Source organism: Nocardia sp. NPDC060255 (assembly GCF_042727395.1).
Taxonomy (GTDB): domain Bacteria; phylum Actinomycetota; class Actinomycetes; order Mycobacteriales; family Mycobacteriaceae; genus Nocardia.
This window is the reverse complement of the sequence record NZ_JBHXAU010000009.1, coordinates 81393-99600: the sequence shown is the minus strand read 5'-3', so window position 1 is coordinate 99600 and position 18208 is coordinate 81393. Positions and strand designations below refer to the sequence as shown.

Annotated in this window: 19 protein-coding genes; 12 read left to right on the top strand and 7 right to left on the bottom strand. The window is 68.7% G+C overall.

Features of this window, described 5'->3' with window-relative positions:
* Positions 1 to 2 precede the first annotated feature (2 nt).
* Complete coding sequence (locus ACFWF1_RS18695) at positions 3 to 476, top strand: MarR family winged helix-turn-helix transcriptional regulator (protein WP_379291075.1); 474 nt, start codon at positions 3 to 5, stop codon at positions 474 to 476.
* On the opposite strand, the gene htpX is transcribed toward ACFWF1_RS18695, so the two are convergent.
* Positions 470 to 1351 carry a zinc metalloprotease HtpX gene (htpX, locus tag ACFWF1_RS18690; protein WP_379291076.1) on the bottom strand — a complete coding sequence of 294 codons (882 nt, stop codon included), beginning with the start codon at positions 1349 to 1351 and terminating at the stop codon, positions 470 to 472. The genes ACFWF1_RS18695 and htpX overlap by 7 nt on opposite strands.
* Positions 1352 to 1433: 82 nt before the next feature.
* The gene (locus ACFWF1_RS18685) at positions 1434 to 2456 is read right to left on the bottom strand and encodes a polyprenyl synthetase family protein (RefSeq protein WP_379291078.1); all 1023 of its coding nucleotides are present in this window, start codon (positions 2454 to 2456) and stop codon (positions 1434 to 1436) included.
* A gap of 194 nt (positions 2457 to 2650) precedes the next feature.
* Between ACFWF1_RS18685 and ACFWF1_RS18680 the strand changes: the two genes are divergently transcribed.
* The 3 genes from ACFWF1_RS18680 (at position 2651) to ACFWF1_RS18670 (ending at position 4913) form a co-directional block, all read left to right on the top strand.
* A complete protein-coding gene (locus ACFWF1_RS18680) occupies positions 2651 to 3916 on the top strand; it encodes a geranylgeranyl reductase family protein (RefSeq protein ID WP_379291080.1) in 1266 nt (421 codons plus the stop codon).
* Positions 3917 to 3995: 79 nt separating this feature from the next.
* A complete protein-coding gene (locus tag ACFWF1_RS18675) occupies positions 3996 to 4421 on the top strand; it encodes a helix-turn-helix transcriptional regulator (RefSeq protein ID WP_379291082.1) in 426 nt (141 codons plus the stop codon).
* Positions 4422 to 4475: 54 nt separating this feature from the next.
* Positions 4476 to 4913, top strand: coding sequence for a VOC family protein (locus tag ACFWF1_RS18670; protein WP_379291084.1), 438 nt, complete (start codon positions 4476 to 4478; stop codon positions 4911 to 4913).
* Between the two features lie 51 nt (positions 4914 to 4964).
* Here ACFWF1_RS18670 and ACFWF1_RS18665 read toward each other — a convergent pair whose 3' ends face one another.
* A complete protein-coding gene (locus ACFWF1_RS18665; RefSeq protein WP_379291086.1) occupies positions 4965 to 5471 on the bottom strand; it encodes a DUF2505 domain-containing protein in 507 nt (168 codons plus the stop codon).
* A gap of 39 nt (positions 5472 to 5510) precedes the next feature.
* On the opposite strand from ACFWF1_RS18665, the gene ACFWF1_RS18660 reads away from it, so the two are divergent.
* Entirely contained in the window at positions 5511 to 5963 is a 453-nt protein-coding gene (locus ACFWF1_RS18660) for a DUF3592 domain-containing protein (protein WP_379291088.1), read from the top strand.
* 1 nt (position 5964) lies between these two features.
* Here the strand turns inward: ACFWF1_RS18660 and ACFWF1_RS18655 are convergent, their stop codons facing one another.
* On the bottom strand, positions 5965 to 6330 hold the full coding sequence (locus ACFWF1_RS18655) for a cupin domain-containing protein (RefSeq protein ID WP_379291090.1): 366 nt from the start codon (positions 6328 to 6330) through the stop codon (positions 5965 to 5967).
* A gap of 56 nt (positions 6331 to 6386) precedes the next feature.
* Between ACFWF1_RS18655 and ACFWF1_RS18650 the strand changes: the two genes are divergently transcribed.
* The 4 genes from ACFWF1_RS18650 to ACFWF1_RS18635 all read left to right on the top strand — a co-directional run bounded on the left by ACFWF1_RS18650 (position 6387) and on the right by ACFWF1_RS18635 (position 13168).
* Positions 6387 to 6854, top strand: a complete 468-nt coding sequence (locus tag ACFWF1_RS18650; RefSeq protein WP_379291091.1) for a MarR family winged helix-turn-helix transcriptional regulator — start codon at positions 6387 to 6389, stop codon at positions 6852 to 6854.
* A gap of 92 nt (positions 6855 to 6946) precedes the next feature.
* A complete protein-coding gene (locus ACFWF1_RS18645) occupies positions 6947 to 8086 on the top strand; it encodes a glycosyltransferase family 4 protein (RefSeq protein WP_379291093.1) in 1140 nt (379 codons plus the stop codon).
* Positions 8087 to 8171: 85 nt separating this feature from the next.
* Positions 8172 to 8876 (top strand): demethylmenaquinone methyltransferase, encoded by a 705-nt coding sequence (locus ACFWF1_RS18640; RefSeq protein WP_379291094.1) that lies wholly within the window; start codon positions 8172 to 8174, stop codon positions 8874 to 8876.
* A 113-nt stretch (positions 8877 to 8989) separates the two neighbouring features.
* Positions 8990 to 13168 carry a molybdopterin-dependent oxidoreductase gene (locus tag ACFWF1_RS18635; protein ID WP_379291096.1) on the top strand — a complete coding sequence of 1393 codons (4179 nt, stop codon included), beginning with the start codon at positions 8990 to 8992 and terminating at the stop codon, positions 13166 to 13168.
* Between the two features lie 60 nt (positions 13169 to 13228).
* Here the strand turns inward: ACFWF1_RS18635 and ACFWF1_RS18630 are convergent, their stop codons facing one another.
* A complete protein-coding gene (locus ACFWF1_RS18630; protein ID WP_379291098.1) occupies positions 13229 to 14263 on the bottom strand; it encodes an aldo/keto reductase in 1035 nt (344 codons plus the stop codon).
* An 82-nt stretch (positions 14264 to 14345) separates the two neighbouring features.
* On the opposite strand from ACFWF1_RS18630, the gene ACFWF1_RS18625 reads away from it, so the two are divergent.
* Positions 14346 to 14996, top strand: coding sequence for a TetR-like C-terminal domain-containing protein (locus tag ACFWF1_RS18625; protein WP_379291100.1), 651 nt, complete (start codon positions 14346 to 14348; stop codon positions 14994 to 14996).
* Here the strand turns inward: ACFWF1_RS18625 and ACFWF1_RS18620 are convergent.
* Positions 14965 to 15543: a TIGR03086 family metal-binding protein gene (locus ACFWF1_RS18620; protein WP_379291102.1), complete on the bottom strand. Its 579-nt coding sequence runs from the start codon at positions 15541 to 15543 to the stop codon at positions 14965 to 14967. The genes ACFWF1_RS18625 and ACFWF1_RS18620 overlap by 32 nt on opposite strands.
* A 218-nt stretch (positions 15544 to 15761) precedes the next feature.
* On the opposite strand from ACFWF1_RS18620, the gene ACFWF1_RS18615 reads away from it, so the two are divergent.
* A complete protein-coding gene (locus tag ACFWF1_RS18615) occupies positions 15762 to 15998 on the top strand; it encodes a hypothetical protein (protein WP_379291104.1) in 237 nt (78 codons plus the stop codon).
* Positions 15999 to 16129: 131 nt separating this feature from the next.
* Positions 16130 to 16369, top strand: coding sequence for a hypothetical protein (locus ACFWF1_RS18610; protein ID WP_379291106.1), 240 nt, complete (start codon positions 16130 to 16132; stop codon positions 16367 to 16369).
* Between the two features lie 30 nt (positions 16370 to 16399).
* Here ACFWF1_RS18610 and menD read toward each other — a convergent pair whose 3' ends face one another.
* Complete coding sequence (menD, locus tag ACFWF1_RS18605) at positions 16400 to 18043, bottom strand: 2-succinyl-5-enolpyruvyl-6-hydroxy-3-cyclohexene-1-carboxylic-acid synthase (RefSeq protein ID WP_379291108.1); 1644 nt, start codon at positions 18041 to 18043, stop codon at positions 16400 to 16402.
* Between the last annotated feature and the right edge of the window lie 165 nt (positions 18044 to 18208).

Sequence of the window (18208 nt, the reverse complement as noted above, 5' to 3'; positions counted from 1 at the left end):
CGATGTCGACCGAAGAGCAGCGGGGCGGGATCGGCGTCGACGCGGGGATCCGCACGCTGCTGCTGCTCATGCCACGGGTTGTCGGGCGCGCCAAGCGATTACGGGTCCCGGACGCACTCCGGGAGTTCGCGCTCGCGCCCCGGCACCTGTCGCTGCTGGCGATCCTGGTTTTCGAGGGTTCGAAGACGGTGAACGACCTCGCCGCGCGGCTGGAAGTCGCGCCGACGACGGTCAGCTTGATGGTGAGCGAACTGAGTCGCGACGGACTGCTCGAGCGCACCGCCGACGACCGCGACCGTCGCCGCACGATCGTGGGAATCGCTGCGGCACATACGGATTCGATCAACGAATGGCTCGGCGGCAGCGCCCGCGCCTGGCGCAGGGTGCTCGAACCGCTGACGCCGCAACAGCGGCAGATGTTCGTCGACACCTTCCGCGCGTTCGAGGAAGAACTCGCCGCCGAAAACCCTCAGTAGTTTTTCGGGCCGCCGGCCATTTCCTCCAGGCGAGCGATGCGCTCGGCCATCGGCGGGTGCGTGGAGAACCAGCGGGCGGCGCGCTCACCGGCGCGAAACGGGTTGGCGATCATCAGGTGTGACTGCGCGGTCAATTGCGGCTCAGGCGGCAAGGGGGCGGCCTGCACGCCGCGCTCCAGCTTGCGCAGGGCCGAGGCGAGGGCGAGCGGGTCGCCGGTGAGTTCGGCGCCGGACTGGTCCGCCTGGAATTCACGGGAGCGGGAGACGGCCAGCTTGATCAGGCTCGCGGCGATCGGGCCGAGCAGCGAGACGAGCAGCACGCCGAGCATGTTCGGGCCCTCGCCGTTGCGGTTGCCGCCGAACGCGGACGCGAAGAAGGCCAGGTTGGCCAGGCCGGAGATGACCGCGGCGAGCGCGCCGGCGACCGAGGAGATCAGGATGTCGCGGTTGTAGACGTGCGATAGCTCGTGGCCGAGCACCGCGCGTAGCTCGCGCTCATCGAGGATCTGCAGGATGCCGCTGGTACAGCAGACCGCGGCGTGCCGTGGACTGCGACCGGTGGCGAAGGCATTGGGCGCGTTGGTCGGACTGATGTAGAGCCGCGGCATCGGCTGGCGCGCGGTGGTCGCCAGTTCGCGCACGATCCGGTAGATCACCGGCGCTTCCAGCTCGCTGACCGGCTGCGCGTGCATGGCCTTCAACGCGAGCTTGTCGCTGTTGAAGTACGCATACGCGTTCATGCCGACCGCGAGCACGACGGCGATGATCAGGATCGTCGGGCTGCGGAACAGCGCACCGGCGAACACGATCAACGCCGAAAGCCCGATCATCAACCCGAACGTCTTCAGTCCGTTCGCATACCCGTGCCCGTGCATACGTCTCCTTTGCCCACTCCCCGATCGTTGAGTGTTGACAACAGGTCAACGATAGGAGCACGAACCAAAGTTCCTGCTCGAGTCAGCCGACACGCTCGATCGTGTAGCGAACCAGGTGTTCGAGGGCGTCGTTGGCCGGTCCGGCGGGCAAGGCGGAGAGTTCGGCGTGCGCGATATCGGCGTAGCCCTGCAGCTTCTCCTTGGCCAGCACCATGCCGCGCGAGCGGGACAGCAGGTCGAGCGCCTCGTCGACCTCCGCGTCGGTCTGCAGCGGGTTGGCCAGCAGCTTGCGCAGGCGGTCGCCCTCGGCGCCCTCGTCGCGCAGCGCGTACAGCACCGGCAGCGTGTGCACGCCCTCGCGCAGGTCGGTGCCGGGCGTCTTGCCGGACTGCTCGGCGGCCGAGGAGATGTCGATGATGTCGTCGGAGATCTGGAAGGCGGTGCCGACCGCGTCGCCGAGCCGGGCCAGCCGCTCGACGTGCTCGAGGCTCGCGCCGGAGAAGGTGCCGCCGAATCGGCCGGCGGCCGCGATGAGCGAGCCGGTCTTCTCCCAGACGACGCGCAGGTAGTGCTCGACCGGGTCCTGGGATTCGCGGGCGCCCATGGTCTCGCGCATCTGGCCGGTGACCAGTTCGGCGAATGTTTCGGCGATGATCCGCACGGCATCCGGGCCGAGGGTCGAGGTGAGCCGCGATGCGTGCGCGAACAGGTAGTCGCCCGCGAGGATCGCGATGTTGTTGCCCCAGCGGGAATTCACGCTCGGGGCGCCGCGGCGCATGGTGGCCTCGTCCATCACGTCGTCGTGGTACAGCGTCGCCAGGTGCACGAGTTCCACGACGGTGCCCGCGGTGATCAGCGCGGGATCGGTCGGGCGCGGGCCGAGCTGGCCGGTGAGGATGGTGAACAGCGGACGGAACCGCTTGCCGCCGGCCCTGGCCAGGTGCAGCGCCGCCTCCTGCAGGAATTCCTCACCGTCGGACAGCTCGGTGACCAGGAGCTTCTCGACCTCTTCCAGGCCGTTGCGCACGGTTGCCGCGAGCTCGACGTCGACGAGGTCGACCCCGGCCACCACCGTGCTCTCGTCCTTCACAGCCGATGTGCTCATTTCTTCTCCCACCGATCCGTCCGACCCCACGATAGAGAACCTAGCGTGTCCCCAGCCGATGGCCCATGAACACCATCACTATGCGGTGTATCAGACACTTTTGCACGCCGCCGTCCGCGCGCCTCGCCACGCCGCGTCGCCGGTGACGCGCCCGCCGTCGACACGACCAAGATTGCCCTGCAAGTATTGAGACCATGGGTTCACCGGAAGTCACCCCCGCGAGCGGGGCCGCGCTGCCCGCCAGGGCCGAGGTGCTCGTGATCGGCGCGGGCCCGGCCGGTTCGGCGTCGGCGGCCTGGGCCGCGCGGGCCGGTCGCGACGTGGTGCTGCTCGACTCCGCCGTCTTCCCCAGGGACAAGACCTGCGGCGATGGGCTGACCCCGCGCGCGACGGCCGAAATGGAACACCTCGGCCTCGGCGACTGGCTGCGTGCGCACACCGTCAACCACGGCCTGCGGATGACCGGTTTCGGCCGGGAGGCGCTGCTGCCATGGCCCGCCGGTTCCTTCCCGACCTACGGAAGTGCCGTTCCCCGAACCGAACTCGACGACAAGCTGCGCGAGACCGCGATGAAGTCCGGCGCGCGGATGATCGACGGCACGAAGGTGGTCGATGTCACCCGCGACGGTGATCGCGTCACGGGTGTGATCGTGCGGACAGCGGCGGGTACGCACACCATCGCGTGCGCGACGCTCGTCGTCGCCGACGGCGTGCGCTCACCGATCGGACGGCTGCTCGGCCGCACCTGGCATCGGCAATACGCGTACGGCACGGCGGCCCGCGCCTACATCAAGTCCGGCCGCAGCGACGACCAGTGGATCACCTCGCATCTGGAACTGCGCGACGCCGACGATGCGCTGGTCCCCGGCTACGGGTGGGTGTTCCCGCTCGGCAACGGTGAGGTCAATATCGGGGTCGGTTCGCTGGCCACCGAGAAACGTCCCTCGCATATCGCGTTGAAGCCGCTGCTGGAGCACTACACCAAGCAGCGCTTCGACGAGTGGGAGTTCGAGGGTTCGTTGCGCGCGGTGGCCTCGGCGCTGTTGCCGATGGGCGGCGCGGTGTCGAATGTGGCGGGGCGCAACTGGGTGCTGGTCGGTGATGCCGCGGGTTGTGTGAATCCGTTGAACGGCGAGGGCATCGATTACGGCCTGGAGGGCGGGCACATGCTGGCCGGGCTGCTCGATGAGCCGGACCTCACCCACGTCTGGCCGGAGCTGTTGCGCGCGAAGTACGGCCGCACCTTCTCGGTGGCCCGCCGGATCGCGGGTCTGGCCACCCATCCGCGGATGGTGCCGGTCGGCGGGCCGCCGGTGATGCGGTCGAAGTACCTGCAGCGCACGGCGGTTCGGGTGATGGGCAATCTGGTCACCGACGAGGACCTGGACCTGACCGCGCGGGCGTGGCGGGCGGCCGGGCGGATGTCGATGCGCAGCGACGACCTGCCGCCCTTTTCCTGACGCCAGGACCTGCGGTTTCCCGGACGCACCCGGCGGTAGGCTGACGCTTGCCTTGCCCACGCGACGACGGGTCTCAACTATGGGCGGACAACAAGGTGGATTGCCCGCGCTGTATTTGCTGCCGCATCTGCGGCGGGCGCGTGATCTCGCGGATCGACAATATGCCGACCCGCTGCGCCTCGATGAATTAGCCGCTGCCGCAGGGGTTTCCAAGTATCACTTCCTGCGGGCGTTCGCCGCGGTGTACGGGCTGACGCCGGCCGCGTATCTGGCGGAGCGGCGGATCGAGCGCGCGCAGGACCTGCTGCGCTCGTCCAATGTCACGGTCACCGAGGTGTGCATGCTGGTCGGGTACAGCAGCCTCGGTTCGTTCAGCAGCAAATTCCGTCAGCTGGTCGGCGTCACGCCCTCGGAGTATCAGGCGAAATTCGCCGACGGGGCGCCACGCATTCCCGGGTGCTATGTGTTCATGCACGGACTCAGCGACCGCAAACGAGACGGCTGAGATCGCGCAATTTCGGAGAAGCCACCCGGCACCGCCCGCCCATAGCCTGGTCGCATGACAACGATCACGAACGTCTCCCTGGTCACCGTGTACGTCACCGACCAGGACGCAGCCAAGCAGTGGTACCTCGACAAGCTGGGTTTCGTCGAGGTCACCGATGTCACCATGGGCGACAACGGGTTCCGCTGGGTCACCGTCGCACACCCGGCGCATCCGGAGCTCGAGGTGACGTTGATGGTCCCCGGCCCGCCGCTGGACGACAACCTGGCCGACGCCATCCGTCGCGCGCTCGCGAACGGCACGCACGGTGCGCTGGGGCTGCGCACCGAGAATTGCCAGAAGACCTTCGAGGAACTCACCGCGAAGGGGGTGGAGTTCGTCCAGCCGCCCGCGGACCGGCCGTACGGCACCGAGGCGATCATCCGGGACAACTCCGGGAACTGGCTGGTGCTGGTGGAGCAGAAGGACTACTCCCCCGCGGACTCCGAGTAGTGGAGCGGCCCGCCGTCCCGGCGCGGACCGGGACGGCGGGCAGGGCCTGGATCAGGCAGTCGCCTGTGCGGCGACCCACTCCTCGATGAACGTGCGCTCGCTGTTGAGCACGCGATGATGCAGCTGCTCGGCGAGCGGTTCGATGGCGCCGCCGACCACCGGCACCTTCACCTGCACGGTGCCGACCACCTCGATCTCGGAGCCCTCTGCGGTCGAACGCATTTCGTAGGTGCCCGACATCTCGGTGGCGATGCCGGTGGTCGCGCCCTCGAACGAGCCCTTGGCGACCTCGCCTGCCAGCGCCGCCCAGTTGTCCGTGCGCTCGAGCGTGAGCTGGCTCTTCAGCACCTTGCTCACCACGCTCGGAATCTTGTCCTCGGAAGCCTTTTCGGTCATGTGGATGCGGATGGTGTCCGCGCCATCGGGATGGGAAAGATCCAATGTTGCGGTCTCGGCGTCGGCGAAACGCGCCTGCCAGACCTTGTCGTCGGTAAGTGCCCGGTGAAGATCTTCGACCGGGACGGCATAAGGCACGGTGAAGCTGAATTTTCGGGACATGCGCGACACCGTATCCGAGTCGGTCGGTAGCCTGTTGCAGTGTTGGAAACCACCCAGTCTGATCGGCGGTCGATCCGCCTGCGGCGGGCCAGGATCGGCGTGCTCACGGCGGCGGCGGTGGTCAGCGTGCTCGTCGTGCTGCTGGTGTGCGCGGCCTGGCGCAACGATTACCTGATCAGCTCGGACAAGGGTGTGGCCAGCGCCGAGGTGCTCTCCGCCGGGCGGCTGCGCTCGGCGGTGATGTACGTGACCCCGGACGGGGAGACACACAATCCGAAGGTCGGCGTGCTGTATCCGACCAATCTCACCGCGGGTGAGCGCATCCGGGTCGAGTACAACCGCGCCGATCCCGATCTGGTGCGGGTGGAGGGACGCGATGTGCGCGTTGCCATTCCACCCGCTCTGTCGGTGATCGTGGTGGTATGGCTGATCGCGCTGCCGACGCTGTGGCTGCTGGCCCGGCTCGGCAGGCGACGCCCGAAATCGAGCTGACCTACTGCGCCCACGGCGGCGACAGCCTGCTGCCGTCGGGCATGACGGCCTCGAAACCCGCGGCGATCGCGATGAACGCCTCGGCCGGTTCGTCGCCGGGGTTACCGACCGCGATGGGACTGCCCGCGGGCACCACCACGACATCCCCCGCCTCGAGCAGCTGACCGCTGACGTCGAGTTTTCCGGCGACGACCATGAAGATCTCGTCGCGATCGAGCACGTGCGACCCGTCCGGCCGATGCCGCGGCGCGACGGTGAGCCGCCAGGTACAGACCTCGGCCGAACCGCGGCTCGGCGAAGCCATCGCGGTGAACTGCGCGCCGGGCACCTCGAAACGCGGTGCGTCGGCGGCTTTGATGACGAGCATGTAACTCCTAGATAGACAAGTAAGCTTGTTCAAGTTTGCTTGTCTATCATGACGGTATGACGGCACCATCGCAAGACCTGGATTTCGGCATCCTGCTCGGCCTCGGTTATCAGCAGTTCGTGCGCGAGCTCCGCGAAACCGTGTCGGCACAGGGTTTCGCGGACACCGGGCGTTCCGACGGGTACGTGCTGCGCTCGCTCGCGCGCAAGCCGATGAACATCAGCGAACTGGCCGAACGCCTGGAGATCACCAAGCAGGGCGCGGCGCAGATCGTCGACGACATGCAGCGCCGGGGCTACCTGGAACGGCGCGACGACCCGAACGATCGTCGGGCCAAACTGCTGTACCCGACCACGCGCGGCAACGAGCTGCTCGCTACCGCAAAGAAGTTCCATCGCCGCTACGAGCAGCGCCTGATCCGCGAACACGGCGCCGAGGCCGTTGCCGTGCTGCGCACCGTGCTCGGCGCGATCGCCACCGAGGACGGCATGGCCGATCCCCGGTTCCATGCTTTCGGCATGTGAATCGCCGATCGGCCCGAGGAGTTCGCTCGATCTTTAGGTTTCCTTAACGCCCGTGTGGCGGCACGGCGCGCTGTGGCGGTCACCCTGAGAGGGTGCGTGTAGCGATCGTTGCGGAGTCGTTTCTGCCGAATATGAACGGCGTGGTCAACTCGGTGCTGCGGGTGGTCGACCACTTGGACCGGCACGGCCACGACGCGTTGATCATCGCCCCGGACACCACGCGCGGGTTGCCGCCCGCCGCGCGCTGGCACGAGCGGTTCCGGGTGCATCGAGTGCCCGCGGTGATGGTGCCGAAGATCAGTTCGCTGCCGGTGGGGCTGCCGCAGCCCGGCATCGTCTCGGCCATCGAGGAATTCGACGCGGACGTGGTGCATCTGGCCTCGCCATTCCTGCTCGGCGCCGGCGGGCTCGGCGCGGCGATGCGGTTGGATCTGCCGACGGTGGCGGTGTATCAGACCGATGTCGCCGGATTCGCCAAGAGCTACGGGCTGGCGCTGGCCAGCCGGGCGGCGTGGGCCTGGACGCGGCGCATCCACGAGGGTGCGACCAGGACGCTGGCGCCGTCCCGGGCGGCCGCGGACGACCTGGCGCAGCACGGCATTCCGCGCGTACATCGCTGGGGCCGTGGCGTGGACATCGACCGGTTCAACCCGGCCGCGCGGCGCACGGAACTGCGCGACTCCTGGCTCGACGGCGACAAGCTGGTGGTCGGCTTCGTCGGACGACTCGCGCCGGAGAAGCACGTCGAGCGGCTCGCGGTGCTCGGCAACGACCCGGACATCCAGTTGGTGATCGTCGGGGACGGGCCGGAGCGGGACCGGCTCGCACGGATGATGCCGACCGCGGTGTTCACCGGCGAGCTCGGCGGCGACACCCTGGCCCAGGCGTACGCGAGCCTGGACGTGATGGTGCACGCGGGCGAGCACGAAACCTTCTGCCAGGGCGTCCAAGAGGCGCTGGCCTGCGGCATCCCGGTGATCGGCCCGGACGCGGGCGGCCCGCGCGACCTGATCGCGCACTGTCGCAACGGTTATCTGCTCCCGGTCGACCGTTTCACCGAACTGCTGCCGAGTGCCGTTGCGGCACTGCACGATCCGGTGCTGCGGGCCCGATTCGCCGGTGCCGCACGCAAATCGGTGCTGCACCGCACCTGGCCCGCGATCTGCACCGAACTGATGGGGCACTACGCGGACGTCACCGGCACCCGAATGCGGCTTCCGCATACGGCATAACGGACGCGGGTCACGCGGCTTCGATGTGATCGAACAATCTCCGTACCTGGCTCGGCCCGCCCTGCCGTGGACGTTAGGGTCAGACGTGGCTAAAACAGAATCGACCAGGGCCTCGCTGGACAAGCAGCCGCATGAGGTTGCGTCGATGTTCGACGGTGTCGCGAAACGGTACGACCTGACCAACACGGTGATCTCCGGTGGCCAGGATCGCTACTGGCGCTGGTCGGTGCGCAAGGCGCTGGCGCCACGGCCGGGCGAGCGGGTGCTCGACCTCGCGGCGGGCACCGGGGTGTCCACGCTCGATCTGGCGAAGTCCGGCGCCTGGTGCCTGGCCGCCGACTTCTCCCAGGGCATGCTGGCCGCGGGTCAGCACCGCAAGGTGCCGATGGTGGCGGCCGATGCGATGGCGCTGCCGTTCGCCGACGAATCGTTCGACGCGGTGACCATTTCCTACGGGCTGCGCAATGTCGCCGATCCGGATATCGCGCTGCGCGAGATGCTGCGGGTCACCAAGCCGGGCGGCCGGCTGGTCATCGCCGAGTTCTCCACGCCGATCGTGCCGGGGTTCCGGACCGTGTACATGGAATACCTGATGAAGGCGCTGCCGAAGGTGGCCCGCGCGGTCAGCAGCAATCCCGACGCGTATGTCTATCTCGCGGAATCGATTCGGGCCTGGCCGAACCAGCGGCAACTGGCGCTGCGGATCGCCGACGCCGGGTGGTCCTCGGTGAAGTGGCGTAATCTGACGGGCGGGATCGTCGCGTTGCACCGGGCGTACAAGCTCGGCTGAGCAGCGATCTCCGTCACACCTCACCGGCTGCTTTTCCGCTGGTGAGGGTCATTGTCATCTGGCGATAACGCGGGGTAAACCCGCCGAAATCGGCGATGACCATGATCGGGGGCATGGTGGACGCTGGCACACAACCCGCGGACGGCACCGCACGGACGGCCTGCTCGTACTGCGGCGTCGGTTGCGGCATCACGGTGCAAACGCGAGCGGGCGCCGACGGGGCGCCGGTCATCGCCAAGGTCAGCGGCGACAAGCTGCATCCGGCGAACGCGGGCAGGCTGTGTACCAAGGGCGCCACGCATCTGGAACTGATGCGCACACCCGGCCGGATGGAGACCGCGTACCGACGGCCCGAACGCGGTCGGGAACCGGTGCCGGTGCCGGTCGACGACGCGGTGCGCGAGGCGGCCGATCGACTGCGCGCGATCCTGGACGAGTACGGACCCGACGCGATCGCGGTGTATGTCTCCGGGCAGATGTCGCTCGAGGCGCAATACCTGGCCACCAAGCTGGCCAAGGGCTATCTGCGGACCGTGCACATCGAGGCCAATTCCCGGCTGTGCATGGCGAGTGCGGGCACCGGATACAAGCAGTCGCTGGGCGCGGACGGTCCGCCCGGCTCCTACGACGACTTCGAGCACGCCGATCTGTTCTTCGTGATCGGCGCGAATATGGCCGACTGTCATCCGATTCTGTACTTGCGCATGGCCGATCGGCTCAAGGCTGGTGCGAAATTGATCGTCGTCGATCCGCGGCGCACCGACACCGCGGCCCGCGCCGACCTGTTCCTGCAGATCGCGCCGGGCACCGACCTGGCGCTGTTGAACGGTCTGCTGCACCTGCTCGTCGAAAACGGCGACATCGACCGGGATTTCATCGCCGAGCACACCGAGGGCTGGGACGGGATGGCCGAGTTCCTCGGTGACTATCCACCCGCGCGGGTCGCCGAGATCACCGGGCTGGCCGAGGCCGATATCCGTACTGCCGCACGGTGGATCGGCGCGGCGGGCGAATGGATGTCGCTGTGGACGATGGGACTCAATCAGTCCACCCACGGCACCTGGAACACCAACGCGATCTGCAATCTGCACCTGGCCACCGGCGCCATCAGCCGCGTCGGCAGCGGGCCGTTCTCGCTGACCGGGCAGCCGAACGCGATGGGCGGGCGGGAAATGGGCTACATGGGCCCGGGCCTGCCCGGCCAGCGCAGCGTGCTCTCCCCCGCCGACCGCGCCTTCGTCGAAACCGCATGGGGACTCGCGCCCGGCACGGTACGCGACGAGGTGGGACCGGGCACCATCGAGATGTTTCGCGAACTGGCCGCGGGCAAGATCAAGGCGGCCTGGATCATCTGCACGAATCCCGTTGCCACCGTGGCCAACCGCAAGACGGTGCTGGACGGGCTGGAGGCCGCCGAGTTGGTGATCGCCCAGGACGCCTACACCGAGACCGCCACCAATGCCTACGCCGACCTGCTGCTGCCCGCGACGCTGTGGGCCGAAGCCGATGCGGTGATGGTGAATTCGGAGCGCAACGTCACCTTGCTGCAGCGTTCCGTCGATCCGATCGGTGCCGCGCGCCCGGATTGGCTGCTGATCGCCCAGGTGGCCACGGCGATGGGTTTCGCCGGGTTCGAGTTCGGCTCCAGCGCCGAGGTTTTCGCCGAGATCAAGCGGTTCGCCAATCCGGTCTCCGGATATGACCTGCGCGGCATGGATTTCGAGCGGCTCAAGGAAGGCCCGATGCAGTGGCCTTGTCCCGACAGCGCGCGCTCGCGCAATCCGATTCGCTACGTCAACGATGGCGTCAGCCAAAACCTGCACATCGACGCGGACGGCAGGCAGCCCCGGCTGGCGTTCGCCACGCCGAGCCGGCGGGCCGTGTTCTGGCCGCGACCGCATCTTCCGCCGGAAGAAATGCCCGACGACGACTTCCCGTTCCTGCTCAATACCGGTCGGCTGCAGCATCAATGGCACACCATGACCAAGACCGGCAAGATCGGCAAGCTGAACAAGATCACCGGTCAGCCGTTCGTCGAGGTGCATCCGGCCGACGCTGAACGGCTCGGCGTGCGGGCCGGAGATCAGCTCGAAATCGCTTCGCGGCGTGGGCGGGCCGTGCTGGGCGTCCAGATCAGCGACCGGGTCAGGCCCGGCGATTGCTTCGCGCCGTTCCACTGGAACGACGAGCACGGCGAGTACCTGACGATCAACGCGGTCACCAATGACGCTGTCGATCCGGCGTCGCTGCAACCGGAGTTCAAGGCCTGCGCGGTCTCGCTGCGCCGGGTAGCCGTGCCCGAGGCCGATACTCCGGAGGGGCCCGCGGTGCCGACGCCCGCGCAGACCATGGCGCACCCGTTGGCCGCGGCGTTCGGACTGGATGCGGCCGCGACGCCGATGCTCACCGAGGCCGAGCGGATCTATCTCAGTGGATATCTGGCGGCGCTGCAGGCGATTCCGGTGACCGGGCTGCCCGTGCTGCCCGCCGCCGCGCCGATGTCCGCGCAGAGCAGGCTGTGGATCGATGGAGTGCTGGCGGGCATGTACTCCCGCGCCGCCGCCGCTCCCGATGCGCCGCCCGCGCACTCGGTGACCGTGCTGTGGGCGTCGCAGACCGGGTCAGCGGAGGAGCTCGCGGCGACGGTCGCCGCCCGGCTGGCCGAATGTGGTTTCGCGCCAAGGTTGCTCGATATGGACTCGTGCGCGGTCGACGGACTCGCCGGTGACGTGCTGGTGATCAGCAGCACGTTCGGCGACGGCGGGCCGCCGGACAACGGCGCCGACTTCTGGAACCGGCTCGACGGCACCGCGATCCAGCTCACCGGCGTGCGCTACGCGGTGTTCGCGCTCGGCGACTCCTCCTATGACGACTTCTGCGGGCACGGCCGCAGATTGGACGAGAAGTTCGCCGAATACGGTGCGACGCGGCTGCTTCCGCGTATCGACAGTGAACCCGACTTTCAGGAGCCCGCCGAACGCTGGCTCGACTCGGTCGTGGCCGTGCTCGGCGAGTCGATGGAAGGCGATGTACCGGAACACGATCCGGGCCCACCCCCGCAAGACCGGACGGCCCGCACCCGCAGCAGCACCCTGACAGCAGTGCTCACCCGCGCCGCTGCCCCCGCGCCGGGCCGCGCCCGCCGGGAGATCGCGCCGTTCACCCGGCAGGCACCGGTCCTCGCGCCGCTGGTGCGCAACGAATCGCTCACCCTCGGCAACTCGGCGAAAGAGGTGCGGCAGTTCGGCTTCGACCTGCGCGGGCTGGACGCCGACTACGAGGTGGGCGATTCGCTCGGCGTCTGGCCCACCAACGACACGGTGCTGGTGCACGAATGGCTCGCCCGCACCGGACTGGACGGACGCCGGATCATCGAGCTCGACGATCGGGAACTGTCGCTGGGCGAGGCCCTGCGCACGCACTACGACATCAGCAAGGTGAGCAACGACCTGCTCACCTTCCTCGCGGAGCGCAATCCGAACGTCCGGCTGGCGAAGCTGCTGCGCCGGGACAATCGCAACGAGCTCGACAACTACCTGTGGGACCGCCAGGCCGTGGACGTGCTGCGCGACTTCCCGGTGCGGGCCGATCTGGTCGACTGGCTCGGCACGCTGAAAAAGTTGCAGCCACGCCAGTATTCGATCTCGTCGAGCCCGCTGGTCAGCCCCGGCGAGGTGCAACTGACCGTCAGCATCGTGCGCTACGGGGATCCCGCCGCCACCGGATCCGCTGCCCGCCGCGGCGGCGTCTGCTCGACCTTCCTCGCCGACCGGGCGGGCACCGGTCCCAGCGCGGTGCCGATCTTCCTGCAGCGGGCACCGCACTTCCGCCCGCCCGCCGACCCGGCGGCACCGATGATCATGGTCGGCCCCGGCACCGGCATCGCGCCGTTCCGCGGCTTCCTGCACGAGCGCCGGGAACTCGGCTGCACCGGCCGCAACTGGTTGTTCTTCGGCGAACAGCACGCCGCCCGAAACTTCTACTACCGCACCGAACTCGAAGACATGTTCCGCTCCGGCTTCCTCACCCGCCTGGACCTGGCCTTCTCCCGCGACCAACGCGAGCGGATCTACGTGCAGCACCGGATGATCGAGCATGGCGCCGAACTCTGGTCCTGGCTCGCCGACGGCGCGCACCTCTACATCTGCGGCGACGCAACGAGAATGGCGAAGGACGTGGACGACGCACTGCTGCGCATCGCCCGCGTCCACGGCAACCTCGACGAGGCGGGCGCCGTCGCCTTCCGGAAACAACTGATCACCCAGAAACGCTACGTCCGCGACGTCTACTGACCCCGCGCCGCATGATGAGCCTGCGGCGCACAGGTTTCCGATGCGCCTGACTCAAGCGGTCTACACCGCAGGCGGGTTGAGGCGGGTGAAATCGCCGAGGCGGTAGTACGGGTAGTAGGGATAGGGCGGAGTGGTGGCGCTCACCTTGTCCAGGCGAGCGACCTGGTCGATGCTGAGTTCCCAGCCGATGGCGCCGAGGTTCTGCCGAAGCTGCTCCTCGTTGCGCGCGCCGACGATGACGGTCGACACGGTGGGGCGGCGCAGCAGCCAGTTGAGCGCGATCTGCGGCACGGTCTTGCCGGTTTCGGCGGCGAGTTCGTCCAGTACGTCGACCACGTCGTACAACTTTTCGTCGTCGACCGGCGGGCCCGCTTCCGCGGTTCGATGCAGGCGGCTACCTTCCGGAAGCGGTTGGCCGCGACGGATTTTACCGGTGAGCCGACCCCAGCCGAGCGGGCTCCAGACGACGGCGCCGACGCCCTGATCCTGGCCGAGCGGCATGAGCTCCCACTCGTAGTCGCGACCGACCAGCGAGTAGTACACCTGGTGCGCGACGTAGCGCGTCAGGCCGTGCTTGTCCGCCGCGGCAAGGGATTTCATCAACTGCCAACCGGCGAAGTTGGAGGCGCCGAGGTAGCGGATCTTGCCCGCGCGGACCAGATCATCCAGTGCGGCAACAACTTCCTCGACCGGCGTGCCCGCGTCGAAGGCGTGCAGCTGGAACAGGTCGATGTAGTCGGTACCCAGCCTGCGCAGCGAGGCCTCCACCGCGCCGATCAGCCTGGCCCGCCCGGAACCGGCCTGCGTCGGGCTCGGGCCGGTGGACAGCGACGCCTTGGTGGAGATGAGCAGCTGATCGCGCCTGCCCTTGATCGCCGCGCCGAGCACCTCCTCGGAGGCGCCGTCGGAGTAGACGTCGGCGGTGTCGAACATGGTGACGCCCGCCGCCAGGCTGATGTCGACCAGCCGCCGCGCCTGCTCGGCGTCGGTGTCGCCCCAGGCGCTGAAAAGCTCGCCGCGTCCGCCGAACGTGCCCGCGCCGAAGCTCAGGGCCGGAACGTGCAGACCTGATGCGCCGAGCCGCCGATACTCCATGTTGACTCCTAAGGGGTCTATAGTTCCGTTAACAAACCGGACGCTACACCCTTTCGGCCCTAAATGAAACTGGAGACCCGTTATGACTGACGAGGAGGCCGCTCCCGGCTCGGTTCGCCCTGGTGGCCGCACGGCCCGGGTCCGCGAGTCCGTGCTGCAGGTGGCCGGCGATCTGCTGGCCGAACGCGGCTTCGCCCACCTGGACCTCGCCGAGGTGGCCGCCGCCGCCGAGGTCGGCAAGACCACCGTCTACCGGCGCTGGCGCACGCCGACCGGCCTGGTCACCGACCTCCTGGTCGACATGGCCGAACAGTCCGTACCGCACGCCGATACCGGCTCACTGCTCGGTGACCTCACCGCCAACGCCCGCCTGGTCGCCGAGACGCTGACAGATCCGCGCCAGGGCAAGCTCTTTCAGGCCGTCATCGCCGCGGCCACCTGTGACGAGTCCGCCGCCACCGCCCTGCGCCGCTTCTACGACGTCCGGCTCACCGAATGGGCCCCCTGCGTCGACCACGCCATCCAACGCGGCGAGGCGCCCGCAGGCACCGATGCGCGCGCCGTGCTGTCGGCGGTGTCCGCCCCGCTGTACTACCGCCTGTTGACCAGCGGCGATCCGATCGACGACCACGCCGCGACCACCGCCGCCCGCGCCGCCGTAAACGCCGTCACCGCAGGCACATTCATCACGCCGGTCTCGCCTACGCGGTCCAGTCGGCACGGCGACCGGTGAGCGCGAGCACCCGGTCGAGCGCGGACGCCTCGGCGGGGACCGGGACCACCGGACCGAAGAGCCCGGGAGTGCCCTCGGGTGGAACGCCGTTGAGCATGTCGAGAAGCGTGGCGAGATCATCGGCGGTGGCGGTGAATGGTTGCCCGGTGGCCTTGGCCAGATCCCAGCCGTGGATGACGATTTCGTCCAGCGCGATCCTGGCCATCACCGGCGCCTGCTCGCTGACGCCGCCCGCCTCGGTCACGCCGTCCCAGGCGTCCGGCTCACGCCACGCACCGACGAGCGCCTTCAGTTGCGCGGGGATGCGCGTGCGCCAATCGCCGGGTAGCGCGCGTTCGGCCCCCACCGTCGGCGCGACCGAACCGCCGACCGCCTCCTTCGTCGCGGCCTGCCGGAACGCCTCGGTCAGATCGACGACGTGCGCGAGCAGGTCGCGCACGCTGGTGTCCACGCACGGTGAGCCCGCGGCGAGCTGATCATCGGTGATGCGGACGACCACGGCCTCGAGTGCCGCGGCGGCCGGTTCGAAATCGAATTCCTGGTTCATCGGTTCTCCTGAGCGGGCTGGACGTCTCCTGTGTGTGCAGACGACGCGGCGCAACGGGATTCATCGGTGCGAATTCCGGCGGCCCGATCGAGCGCTCGCGGCGCGCGCGTCGTCGACCGAATTCGCCGGCCTGCCACCGCCGCCCGACGCCGCCCGGAGCGCCGCACCGCGACCAAGTCGTGACAGCGAAAAGCGCTGGAAAAGAGGACAATTGGTAGATGAAGGGTGATCGAGTGGAGATCGTCGTCGACTTCGGCGACGGGTCTCGCAATTACGAAGTGGTAGCCACCCGCGCGGGGCGACGAGTCGACGTGCGCATCGCGCGCGGAGTGGTGGAAGTGACCGAAGTAACCCGAACCGGAACTCCTGTGCGGACCGCGCGGTTCATGGCCGCCCGCACGCTGGCCCTGGTCGAATATCCCGCCAACGGAACCGGGGCGCTCGACGGCGAGTGATCGGACGCCACGGGGTTGCTCGCGGGCCGGACGTGGCGCATGCTCGACAGTGCTGGAACTGTTGTCCGCCTCGATTGCGGCACGCCACGACGGGTACGCCCGCGGTCGAGGCCATCGCAGCGAGGAGCACCATGACCGATCGCAGCACGTCCGCCGACATCTACCCGATTCCGGAAGCCGATCTCGCCGAGCAGTCGATCCCCGCGAATCCGAACGACGCCGACTACCTGAACGACGGCCCCGATCCGGACGGCGGCGCCGACCAGGAGATTGCCGAGACCATCGCCCGGGACGCTTGGGGCGCCGATCCGGCCGACGTGATCGAACAGTCGATCCCCGTCCCGTTCGACGACGAACCCGATCCCGCCTGAACCGAAGAGGCTTGCGGCACAACGACTCCGCTACGGAGATATCTTGGCGCGCACCGTCGCGTGCAGCTCGCGCAAGCTGGATCGCTCGGTAGCGACTTCCAATACCCGAGTGCCGTGCGCGTTTCCGGCCAGTTCAACCGCCAACCGCTCGGGATCGACCTGCCGGTGCGGGATGCGGTAAGCCGCACACAGCGCGGCCAGGTCCATCCCGTGCGGTGTGCCGAAGACGCGCTCGAAGACACCCGCGTACTGCGGATCGCCCTGTTCGAGCAGTTCGAAGATGCCGCCGCCGTCGTCGTTGGCCACCACGATGGTCAGATCGGCGGGCCGCGGCTCGCCGGGACCGATCAGCAGGCCGGACGCGTCGTGCAGGAACGTCAGGTCGCCGATCAACGCGATGGTGCGGCCCTCGTGCCGCAACGCCGCGCCGACTGCGGTGGACACCGTGCCATCGATGCCCGCGACACCGCGGTTCGACAGCACCCGGATGCCGGGACGCGGATGCGACACCAACGCGGCGTCCCGCACGGGATTGGACGCGCCGAGCACCAGCTGATCGCCGTCACGCAGCGCGTTCATCACCACCGCGGCCACATGCAGCCCGGTCGGCTTCGGATGGTGGTCGAGTTCCTCGCGCACCACCTGATTCGCCTTCGCGTCGAGCTCGCGGCAGTATGCCAGCCACTCCGGCCGGGGCGCGCCGGTGGTGACCGCCCTGGTGCCGGTGCCGAGCACGTTGCCGGAGACATCGGGCCAACGCGGGCCCGTGGTGAGCGCGTAGACCCGAACAGCCGGGTCGGCAAGGACTTTGGACACCTGACGATGCAGGGTCGGCCGCCCGGTGATGATGGCCTGGCGCGGCTTCAGCAGCGGCAGCGCGAGCGGATGCAGCGCCGGGCCGTGCATCTGGGCGGTGGGTTCCGCGACGGTGGGCAGGTCGGCCAGTTCCGGCCGCAGCCCGGCGCCGTGCCCGGAGATGACCACGGTGTCGGGGGTGAGATCGAGATCGAGTGGCACGTCCAAGGTGGCGTACTGGGTCTTGGTCCAGGCCTGGTCGTTCGCGCGCCCGCCCGGCGCCAGCTCGCCCGGCGCCAGGTCGGGCACGAGCGGCTCACGCAGCGGGATGTCGAAGTGCACCGGGCCCGCATTGCCGGAGCGGGTGCCGCGGGCCGCCGCGAGCACCCGGCAGACGGCCGAGCGCCACTGGCTGTTCTGATGCCCGTACTCCGCGCAGTCGTCGGTCGATGCCTCCACCTCGGCCAGGCCGAGGCTGATGGTGGCGCGGACCTGGCTGCCGAACAGCCCGAGCTGCTCCACCGTCTGGTTCGCGCCGGAACCGAGCATCTCGTACGGCCGGTTGGCGCTGAGCACAACCAGCGGAATACGCGCGTAATTGGCCTCCAGCACGGCGGGGCCGAGATTGGCCACCGCGGTACCCGACGTCATCACCACGGGCACCGGGAGGCGGCTGGAGACCGACAAGCCGATGGCCAGGAAGCCTGCGGTCCGCTCGTCGATGCGCATGTGCAGCCGCAACCGGCCGGCCGCGTCGGCGGCCTGCAGCGCGAAGGCCAGCGGGGCGTTGCGCGATCCGGGGCACAGGACAACATCCCGCACACCTCCACGCGCGAGTTCGTCCACCACGACCTGCGCTTGTGCTGTAGACGGGTTCACGTCTCCAGCCTCTCAGACAGTGGGCGTTCCGTCTCCGTCGCCCTGCTCACAGTGTCTGATTTGCAGCGCCTGCGGCGCTGCGTGTTCGCGGCCCCCGGGTTTGGCGTGTGGCCGCGGGCCCGGAAAGCAACATCGCGGCCATGGCAGCGGCCCAGCCGCCCCGCG

Coding starts and splice junctions, on each gene's coding strand:
- ACFWF1_RS18610 (WP_379291106.1), top strand. CDS start 16,130: ATGACCGATCGCAGCACGTCCGCCGACATCTACCCGATTCCGGAAGCC.
- ACFWF1_RS18635 (WP_379291096.1), top strand. CDS start 8,990: ATGGTGGACGCTGGCACACAACCCGCGGACGGCACCGCACGGACGGCC.
- ACFWF1_RS18680 (WP_379291080.1), top strand. CDS start 2,651: ATGGGTTCACCGGAAGTCACCCCCGCGAGCGGGGCCGCGCTGCCCGCC.
- ACFWF1_RS18615 (WP_379291104.1), top strand. CDS start 15,762: ATGAAGGGTGATCGAGTGGAGATCGTCGTCGACTTCGGCGACGGGTCT.
- ACFWF1_RS18655 (WP_379291090.1), bottom strand. CDS start 6,330: ATGCTCGTCATCAAAGCCGCCGACGCACCGCGTTTCGAGGTGCCCGGC.
- ACFWF1_RS18670 (WP_379291084.1), top strand. CDS start 4,476: ATGACAACGATCACGAACGTCTCCCTGGTCACCGTGTACGTCACCGAC.
- ACFWF1_RS18685 (WP_379291078.1), bottom strand. CDS start 2,456: ATGAGCACATCGGCTGTGAAGGACGAGAGCACGGTGGTGGCCGGGGTC.
- ACFWF1_RS18665 (WP_379291086.1), bottom strand. CDS start 5,471: ATGTCCCGAAAATTCAGCTTCACCGTGCCTTATGCCGTCCCGGTCGAA.
- ACFWF1_RS18625 (WP_379291100.1), top strand. CDS start 14,346: ATGACTGACGAGGAGGCCGCTCCCGGCTCGGTTCGCCCTGGTGGCCGC.
- ACFWF1_RS18675 (WP_379291082.1), top strand. CDS start 3,996: ATGGGCGGACAACAAGGTGGATTGCCCGCGCTGTATTTGCTGCCGCAT.
- ACFWF1_RS18650 (WP_379291091.1), top strand. CDS start 6,387: ATGACGGCACCATCGCAAGACCTGGATTTCGGCATCCTGCTCGGCCTC.
- ACFWF1_RS18630 (WP_379291098.1), bottom strand. CDS start 14,263: ATGGAGTATCGGCGGCTCGGCGCATCAGGTCTGCACGTTCCGGCCCTG.
- htpX (WP_379291076.1), bottom strand. CDS start 1,351: ATGCACGGGCACGGGTATGCGAACGGACTGAAGACGTTCGGGTTGATG.
- ACFWF1_RS18695 (WP_379291075.1), top strand. CDS start 3: ATGTCGACCGAAGAGCAGCGGGGCGGGATCGGCGTCGACGCGGGGATC.
- ACFWF1_RS18620 (WP_379291102.1), bottom strand. CDS start 15,543: ATGAACCAGGAATTCGATTTCGAACCGGCCGCCGCGGCACTCGAGGCC.